This is a genomic window from Tritonibacter sp. SIMBA_163 (assembly GCF_046535935.1).
GTDB classification, from domain to species: domain Bacteria; phylum Pseudomonadota; class Alphaproteobacteria; order Rhodobacterales; family Rhodobacteraceae; genus Epibacterium; species Epibacterium scottomollicae.
In genome coordinates, this window is sequence record NZ_JAWJBP010001244.1 from 1 (window position 1) to 239 (window position 239).

General features: G+C 65.7%; 1 pseudogene. It reads left to right on the top strand.

What is annotated here, in order from left to right:
- Positions 1 to 239: pseudogene (locus R0J92_RS26295) on the top strand (Tricarboxylate transporter family protein); the annotation flags it as partial.

Here is a 239-nt window from a genome sequence, read left to right on the forward strand (position 1 = left end):
CCCGGGGGCCTCGCTGGGCGCGGGGGGGGTGCTCGGTCTTTTTACCATGGTGGCGTGCACGTTGTTGGGCCGGTTGCCCAGTGCGCTGGGAGTCTCGGTGATCGTGTTCATCATCGCTTTCTGTCTGGGCAGCCGGTTCGAAACCACCTTGTCACCACGCTCCAGCCCCACCGGCGGTTCGCTGTATGAGCTGGCGAACTCCCCCGTGGCGCTGGCTCTTCTGGTGGTGAACCTGGCCT